This window comes from Paraburkholderia sp. (assembly GCF_035948235.1).
Lineage (GTDB): Bacteria > Pseudomonadota > Gammaproteobacteria > Burkholderiales > Burkholderiaceae > Paraburkholderia.
In genome coordinates, this window is the sequence record NZ_DASZJJ010000276.1 from 24,374 (window position 1) to 31,901 (window position 7,528).

General features: G+C 67.0%; 9 protein-coding genes. 1 reads left to right on the forward strand and 8 read right to left on the reverse strand.

The window, feature by feature from the left end; genetic code table 11:
• Positions 1 to 9 precede the first annotated feature (9 nt).
• The 4 genes from VG320_RS24240 to VG320_RS24255 form a co-directional block, all read right to left on the reverse strand.
• Positions 10 to 723 (reverse strand): ABC transporter permease, encoded by a 714-nt coding sequence (locus VG320_RS24240; protein WP_327202597.1) that lies wholly within the window; start codon positions 721 to 723, stop codon positions 10 to 12.
• Between the two features lie 24 nt (positions 724 to 747).
• Positions 748 to 1,437 carry a histidine ABC transporter permease HisQ gene (locus VG320_RS24245; protein WP_327202598.1) on the reverse strand — a complete coding sequence of 230 codons (690 nt, stop codon included), beginning with the start codon at positions 1,435 to 1,437 and terminating at the stop codon, positions 748 to 750.
• Positions 1,438 to 1,786: 349 nt separating this feature from the next.
• Positions 1,787 to 2,530, reverse strand: coding sequence for a CbtA family protein (locus VG320_RS24250; protein WP_327202599.1), 744 nt, complete (start codon positions 2,528 to 2,530; stop codon positions 1,787 to 1,789).
• Positions 2,531 to 2,542: 12 nt separating this feature from the next.
• Positions 2,543 to 2,764: a CbtB domain-containing protein gene (locus tag VG320_RS24255; protein ID WP_027818198.1), complete on the reverse strand. Its 222-nt coding sequence runs from the start codon at positions 2,762 to 2,764 to the stop codon at positions 2,543 to 2,545.
• A 272-nt stretch (positions 2,765 to 3,036) separates the two neighbouring features.
• Between VG320_RS24255 and VG320_RS24260 the strand changes: the two genes are divergently transcribed.
• A complete protein-coding gene (locus tag VG320_RS24260) occupies positions 3,037 to 3,654 on the forward strand; it encodes a histidine phosphatase family protein (protein ID WP_327202600.1) in 618 nt (205 codons plus the stop codon).
• 47 nt (positions 3,655 to 3,701) lie between these two features.
• Here the strand turns inward: VG320_RS24260 and VG320_RS24265 are convergent, their stop codons facing one another.
• From VG320_RS24265 to hpnK, 4 genes are all read right to left on the reverse strand, one after another.
• Positions 3,702 to 4,736 carry a patatin-like phospholipase family protein gene (locus VG320_RS24265; RefSeq protein WP_327202607.1) on the reverse strand — a complete coding sequence of 345 codons (1,035 nt, stop codon included), beginning with the start codon at positions 4,734 to 4,736 and terminating at the stop codon, positions 3,702 to 3,704.
• Between the two features lie 46 nt (positions 4,737 to 4,782).
• Positions 4,783 to 5,265 (reverse strand): hypothetical protein, encoded by a 483-nt coding sequence (locus VG320_RS24270; RefSeq protein WP_414696110.1) that lies wholly within the window; start codon positions 5,263 to 5,265, stop codon positions 4,783 to 4,785.
• A 207-nt stretch (positions 5,266 to 5,472) separates the two neighbouring features.
• Positions 5,473 to 6,567, reverse strand: coding sequence for a lysylphosphatidylglycerol synthase domain-containing protein (locus VG320_RS24275; protein WP_327202602.1), 1,095 nt, complete (start codon positions 6,565 to 6,567; stop codon positions 5,473 to 5,475).
• Complete coding sequence (hpnK, locus tag VG320_RS24280) at positions 6,564 to 7,454, reverse strand: hopanoid biosynthesis-associated protein HpnK (protein WP_327202603.1); 891 nt, start codon at positions 7,452 to 7,454, stop codon at positions 6,564 to 6,566. The genes VG320_RS24275 and hpnK overlap by 4 nt, the downstream gene beginning before the upstream one ends.
• Positions 7,455 to 7,528 lie beyond the last annotated feature (74 nt).

The window sequence follows — 7,528 nt, forward strand, 5'->3', positions numbered from 1 at the left end:
ACGGTTTGATCAGCGCGAGCGCACGGCCAGATAGCCGAGCCAGCGCTTTTCAGCGCGGCGGAACGCGGCCACCAGCACGAACGATACGCCGCAGTAGATCAGCGCCGCGAGGCCGAACGATTCGAACGAACGATACGTGGCCGAGTTGGCGTCGCGCGCGACCTTGAGGATGTCGGGCACCGTCGCCGTGAAGGCCACCGTGGTGGCATGCAGCATCAGGATTACTTCGTTACTGTACAGCGGCAGCGCGCGGCGCAGCGCCGAAGGCAGGATGATGCGCCAGTACATCGTGAACGGGCTCATGCCGTAAGCGCGCGCCGCTTCCACTTCGCCGTGCGAGGTCGCGCGAATCGCGCCCGCGAAAATCTCGGTCGTGTAGGCACAGGTATTGAGCGCGAACGCGAGAATCGCGCAATTCAGGCCGCTGCGAAAAAACGCGTCGAGCAGCGGCTCGCTGCGCACGAAGGCGAGACTGTACACGCCGGTGTAGATCAGCAGCAACTGCACGTAAAGCGGCGTGCCGCGAAACACGTAGGTGTAAAAACGCACCGGCAGCGACACCCAGCGGCGACGCGACACGCGCGCCACGGCCAGCGGCACCGCGCACACGAAGCCGAACGCCACGGAGATCACGAGCAGCCACAGCGTCATCGCAAGGCCCGAGACATGCTCGCCGTCCCAGTACAGAAAAGCGCGGCCGAATTGCTGGAGGATTTCGTTCATCGCTTGAGGCTCCTTTGGCGGCGCTTAAAGTTGCGCGTGGCGCACGCCCGCCGAATAGCGGCGTTCGAGCCAGATCAGCGCGAAGTTCGAGACAGTCGTGATCGCGAGATAAATCGCCGCGGCAATCACGAGGAAGAAGAACAGGTTGAAGGTGCTGCGACCCGCGTCCTGGGCGGCCTTCACGACATCGGCCAGACCGATGATCGACACCAGCGCCGTCGCCTTCACGAGCACCTGCCAGTTATTGCCGATGCCCGGCAGCGCGAAACGCATCATCTGCGGGAACAGGATGCGCGCGAACACGCGGGCGCCGCTCATGCCATAGGCGTGACCCGCTTCGAGCTGGCCGCGCGGCACGGAGAGAAACGCGCCGCGGAAGGTCTCCGTGAAATACGCGCCGTATATGAAGCCAAGCGTCAGCACACCGGCAACAAAAGGATCGATGTCGATCTGCGCCATGCCGAGCGCGTCGGTGGCCTCGTTCACGCCAATCTGGATGCTGTAGAACAGCAGCAACATCAGCACGAGATCGGGCACCGAGCGGATCAGCGTGGTGTAGCCCGTCGCGATGGCCGCCAGCGGCCGGTTGAACGAGAGCTTGGCCGCCGCGCCCGCGAGACCGAGCAGCACGGCCACGCCGAGCGAGAGCAGCGAAAGTTCGATCGTCTGGATCGTGCCGGCCAGCAGCACCGGGCCAAAGCCATAGAGCATCACGCGCGTCTCCGGAAAGTCGTTGTTCGACCCTGGCGCTCATGCACAGCGCCTGGGGGATTGGCGCGGATCGTCGCAGTGCCAAAAAAATTGAACAAACCGGCGCGACGGGGATGTTGCGGCGCAGCATCGCGATTGGACCGGCCGCACGCCGCGACGGGCGAGACACCGCGCCCGCTCTGTCAGGGGCGTGATGAAATTGAAAGCCGCAAACGGCACAAAAGACAACGCCCCGGCAAGCGGGGCGTCGAGTGGGTTTTGGCAAGTTTCGGGTCGCTTTTTCGATAGAAGCGCGGACCCGGGCGCGTTCGCCATGCTTACGGGATTACCCGTAAGCGCGCCTTCAATACGGTTAAACGCCGCGTGCCGAGAGCGAGCCAACGCGCACATTGGCGCGCTCCAGCCGCTCGACCAGCGCGCCGAACAGCAGGCCCACCACGCTCCACAGGATTGCCTGCATGCCGATCGCGACGGTGCGGAACTTCCACAGCAGCACGGCGGGGAACGCGCCCGGCACTTCGTTGATGGTCGGCAGCGCGGCCTGGATCGCGCCGATCACGACGACGAACAGCACGAGCGCCGCAATCGACGCATTCCAGCCGCCCCACTTCGCCGCGAGCGCACCGCGCACCTTGAGCGAGAACACCGTGACCGTGATCGAGATCGCGATCATCAGGAAGAACAGGCCGGTGCGGTAGCCAATGGTCTCGGGGTCGCCGACCGAGGGCGGATTCGCCGGGTATTTGATGTTTGGCACCATGTAGATGGCGACGAAGGCCGCGAGCGCGAGCCACGCCGACAGCGCGCGCGCCGAGATCGGGCCGGTGCGGCCACGCACGTAGGCGAACACCAGTGCAAAGAGCCCGCCGATCGACGCGCTATAGACCATCACGCCCGTGAACAGCCCGTAGCTGGCCTGCACCTCGCGGCTGATGAGTTCCGGCTCGGGCGCCTCGCCCTTGGCGGCGTCGGCTTTTTCCTCGAACGAAATAGCCTGATCGACCTGCGGCTCGCCCGCGATTTTCGCGAACGAGAACGTGAGCAGACCCGCGGCGATGCCTGCGAGCATGCCGCGTACCAACAGCTTGCCTACCATGTCAGCTCCCGGTCAGTGGCACGGGAAGCCGAGCAAGTGCCGGCCGTCGTGAACGAATTCGTGAACGTACATGCCCGGAATCAGCGAGGTCGCGCCCTGCTCCGCACCGACGAAGTACAACGCGAGCAGCAGCATGAGGCCGGCGAAGATCGCCCAGGGCAGGATTTCGCGCAGCGGGATGGGTGCAGGCGTGGCGGCCGGCACGTGGGCCGTGTTCAGGACGGCTTCGGACATAGTGACTTCTCCTGGGGTTACGCGCCCCGTTAGTCGTTGATTGATCGTTCAGAGAACTTGAGTGTGCGCACGTCACGCGGGTCTGACTTCCGTTTGCTTCTTGCGGGACTTGAGTGGCGAAAACCATCTGGCAAAAACAACCGGTCACAGTGGCGCGACCGCGCCGGGCTTGCACCGGCTTCCGCGTGACGTGGAGCCTGTATTCTACGCGCTGCGTCAGAGCGGCGCGATGCGCAAGTGGGACGGGACGAAACAGCAGGTAAGGAAAGGCGATGGCAACGAAGGTCTGGCTGGTCAGTCATGCGGCGAACGCGGCTTTGCGGGCGGGGGTTTTCGCTTCGGCCGAGGTGGGCGACGGCACGCATGCCGAGGCGCTCGATACGCGTGCGCTCGACGCCATCGAGGCGTGGCGTCGCCGCTGGCATGCGTGCGTGGTCGGCGACGTCGATGGCGGCACGGCGTGCGTGCTGAGCAGCCCTGCGCCGGTCGCGCTGGCCAGCGCTCTCGCGGCGGGATTCGCTGACGTCCGGATCGAGTCAGCGCTCGCGGATACCGCTTATGGCGCCTGGGCGGGGCGTCGCCTCATCGATATCGCGCAGGACGCCCCCGACGCGTTGGCCGTGTGGACGCGCGATCCGGTGTTTCGCCCGCCCGGGGGCGGCGAATCGTTCGAGGACGTGCGCGCGCGCGTGGGCGCATGGCTGCACGCCCTGCCCGACGCCGACGCACCCATCATTGCTTTCACCCATGCGAGCGTGATTCGCGCGGCGGTGCTGCATGCCTTGGGCGCCCCTTCGGCTACGTTTCGCCAGCTCGAAATCGCGCCACTTTCGGTCACCGCGTTGCGGCGCTCGGCTCAGGGCTGGGTGTGGGTTGCGGCGACGGCATGAAAAACCGGATGCCGTTCGCCGTCGCCGGCATCCTCAACCTCTAGCGCTCATTCCAGCCCGAGCTGCGCCCGGATCGCCGGCAGCATGTACTGCACGGCCGCGCGTCCTTCCGCGATGGCCGGTCCCGCGCGATGAAAGTCGAAGATCCCCATGCCGCCCAGGCGGGGCTGGATCAGCACGTCGGCCGGCTCGCCCGCCAGGCGGCTGCGCGTGATGCGCACCTGCATGATGTCGATGCTCTGCGCGATCGAGCTGAGCAGCGACGGCACGCGTGTGCTGGGCGGCGGCGCCACGCGCACGTCCGGGCTGCCGAGCGCGGCCTGCGCCGACGGCTGCAGCCAGCTCGGGAAGCGCTTGCCGTTGCGGCGTAGCAGCGGCGCGGGCTCCGCCGCAGCAGAACCGGCAACATCGGCGGCGGCCGGGTCGGCGGGATTGACAACGGCTGCACCGGCACGCGGCGGCTCGACGGGCGTCTCGCGCTTCACCGTATCGATTGCGCCGCCAAGATCCCGGCCATTCAGAATGTCGTGATTGAGGTCGATGGCGATCACGGTGTCCGCGCGCATCGCACGCGCCGCGGAAACCGGCACCGGGTTGCTCAGGCCGCCATCGACAAGCCAGACGCCGTCATGCCAGATCGGCGTGAAGATGCCGGGAATTGCAATCGAGGCGCGCACCGCGTCCACCACGCCGCCCTCGCGCAGCCAGACTTCGCGGCCCGTGTCGAGTTCGGTCGCGACCGCCGTAAACGGCATCTTGAGATCGTCGATCGCGCGTCCATTGAACTGCTGCGCGAACAGGTCGATGACCTTGCGCCCGCCCAGCAAGCCGCCCGAAAAACGCAGATCGAGCAGCCGCACCACGGTCTGCCACGTCAGCTTGCCCACCCAGTCCTCGAGCCAGTCGAGATCGCCGTTTGCGTAGACCGCGCCGACCAGCGCGCCAATCGACGTACCGCACACCACGTCCGGCTTGATGCCGGCTTCCTCCAGCGCGCGGATCGCGCCGATATGCGCCCAGCCGCGGGCCGCCCCGCCGCCGAGCACGAGCCCCACGCGCGGGGGACGTCGCCGATGCATCACCATGTGCGCCTCCTGCGTCCAGTATCCAGAATCCGGCCTGCCAAACTCAATGTCCGCGCATCACGTCCGAACGCGAGGTCGTCGACACCCGCCCGTCCGGACCGAAATGCACGTTGAAATACGCTTCGGGCGTCACGCCCCCTTCGAGCCACTTCCAGCTCCACACCGCCTCCTGCTTGAGCCGATAAGCCGCCACCTGCCCCGGCTTGCCGAGCAGCGCGCGCACCTCGTCCTGACTCATGCCGATGCGCACTTTCGCGAAATTTTCCGCCGTGAGCGCCTGGGTGATCGCCACCAGCCGTCCGTTCGGCCCGATATCGACCATCCAGGTCTTGAGCCCTTGCGGGCCCCGCGGATATTCGAGGCGGCGCGAACCGTCGTCGAACACGCGCTCGGTTTCGGGCTTGCCCATCTGCGCGCGCACCTGTTCGAGCGTGGAGATGCCCGGCGTGAGCCCCTTGAGCAGCAAGGCGTCGGGCTTGACCGAATCGAAAAAGGCCTTGAAGGCGTGGCGCAGGGTATCGAGCATCGAATCGAGCCGCTGGGCGTCGCAGCCGTAGAGCGTGAGCGCCGCCGCCAGGGCGACTCCGGCAGTCAATGAACGCGTCGAGCGCGTGGACCGCCTGGAAAAGTGCGTGGGCGACATGGCGTGAACGCTCGGCTACCGCGTCAGGTTATGTGTGGCGCGCACACCCGGCGCGAGGCCCAGTGTGCGCTTACTTCCCACAATGTACCTTCAAAGGGTGCGGTCGTGGCGCGCCGCACGCGTCGATGCGTGGGCTGGCGCTCCATTTGCCTCGTGCGCGGCGTGCGCCTGTCGTGCATCTTGCAACGCACGGCGCGTGCGCACGATCTCGGCGGCCTGCCACGACAGCAGCGCCAGCACACCGAACACGACCTCGCGCATGCGCTTGACGAGCGCCAGCGAAAACGCAATCTCCTGGCTCACGCCAAACAGTTGCGCCAGCAGCACCACCGCCACTTCCTGCACGCCCAGGCCCGCCGGCACCATAAAGGCCGCGTGCCGCACGGCCTGGGTGATGGCTTCGATGGCGAGCGCATCGCCCACCGTCACCGGATGGCCGAGCAGGGAAAGCGCCCACCAGGTCTCGAACGCGCCGAGCATATAGCCGCCCAGTTGCCAGAAGAACGCGCGGAACATCAGGCCCGTGCGCGACATCAGGCGGTCCAGATCGGCGTCGAGCTGCTTGCCGTCGATGCCCTGGATGACGGGATGGTCTGCGCCAAGCAGCCGCCCGGCCCAGCGCTCGATTGCGTGAAACACACCGCCCCGGCGCAGCAGAACGACGGCGAGCAAGGGCAGCGGCGCGGTGAGCAGCAACGCGAGCGCGATTGTCACGATGGTGCGCAGCGAACCCGACTGGCCGGTGGCCGCGACGATCAGCACCACGCCCAGCGCCGAGAACGCGTACTGCACCGCAATCGTCACGAACACCTCGACGATCACCGAGGCCGTCACCTCGCTCGTGGCGCGCGCTTCGCTTGCCTTATCGTGGCCGCGGACTTTCCAGCGCGCGAGGCGCACGCCGGCGATCTCGCCGCCTACGCCCACGGCGGGCAGCAGGCGGTTGATCGCCTCGCGCACGGTCGCGATCCACCAGAGAAAGCCCAGTGGCGCGCGCCGGTCGAGCAGCAGATGCCACGCGTAGGCGTCGAGCAGCAGCGGCAGCGCATGGAACGGCACCAGCCAGAGCAGCACCGGCCCCGCCGTGCCGATCACGCGCATTACATCGTGCGCGCCGTCATGCACGACCAGGCCGATGAGAATCGCGATCCCGACCGGCAGGCCCAGCCATTGCAGCCACTTCATGAGGAAGCCCGCGCCTCGCGATTCGCCGATGCAGACGCAGGCGGCTGCGCCGCGAAAAACACATCGGTGAAGCCACCGTGCCGCACGCCGCTACGCTTGAGCGCAGCGGCCACGCGCGGCGAGAGCAGCGCGTCGAGTTCGTCGGCGTGGCGGTAGGTCTGCATCGACGGCGTGATCGGCCCTTCGTGCGCCGCTGGCGCTTGCGCGGGATGGCAATAGATTTCGCCCACACCGTGAGCCGGCAGATTCGCAATCGCCTTGAGCAGCACCGCTTCGTCCATCGCCCCCGTATCGGCGATGCCGACCACGTAGTCGTTATGCGCCACGCCCGCACGCGCCAGACGCGCGCGCACCAGCGCGAGCCACGGCCGCAGCGCGAATGGCGCGCCCGCCTCCAGCGGCAGGCGCATCGCGCGCAAACCGTACTCGCGGCCAATCGACAGAATCAGCGATAGCACCGTGGGATGGAGATGGAAATGCTTGTGTGTGTTGACGTGATCGAGCGCGAGCCCGGTCGCCGCGAACGCCTCGAATTGCGCGCGAATCTCCTGCGCAAGCTGCGCGCGCACATGCGGCAAAAAGAAGAAACGAAAGCCGTCGCGCACCATGTTGTCGCCGAAACGGCCTTCGGTATCGACGAGCGCGGGGATTTGCGCGCGCGGCAGCATCGCCGCGCCGTCGGCGAGCACCAGATGCAGGCCCACGCGCAATGTGGGCAGCCGATGCGCGCGCGCCACCGCATCGGCGGCGGCGGGCGCGGCCACCATCAGGCTCGCCGCACTGAGCACACCATCGCGATGCGCGTGCTCGACCGCCGCGTTCACGCGCTCGTGCAGACCGAAATCGTCGGCGGTAAAGATGAGCGCGCGTGCAGGCCCGGCTTGCATCATGCCTCGTGCGCGCGCAGGAAGCGGAAGAACTCCACGCCTTCGCGCAGACGGCGTTTCATCATGTCCCAGCT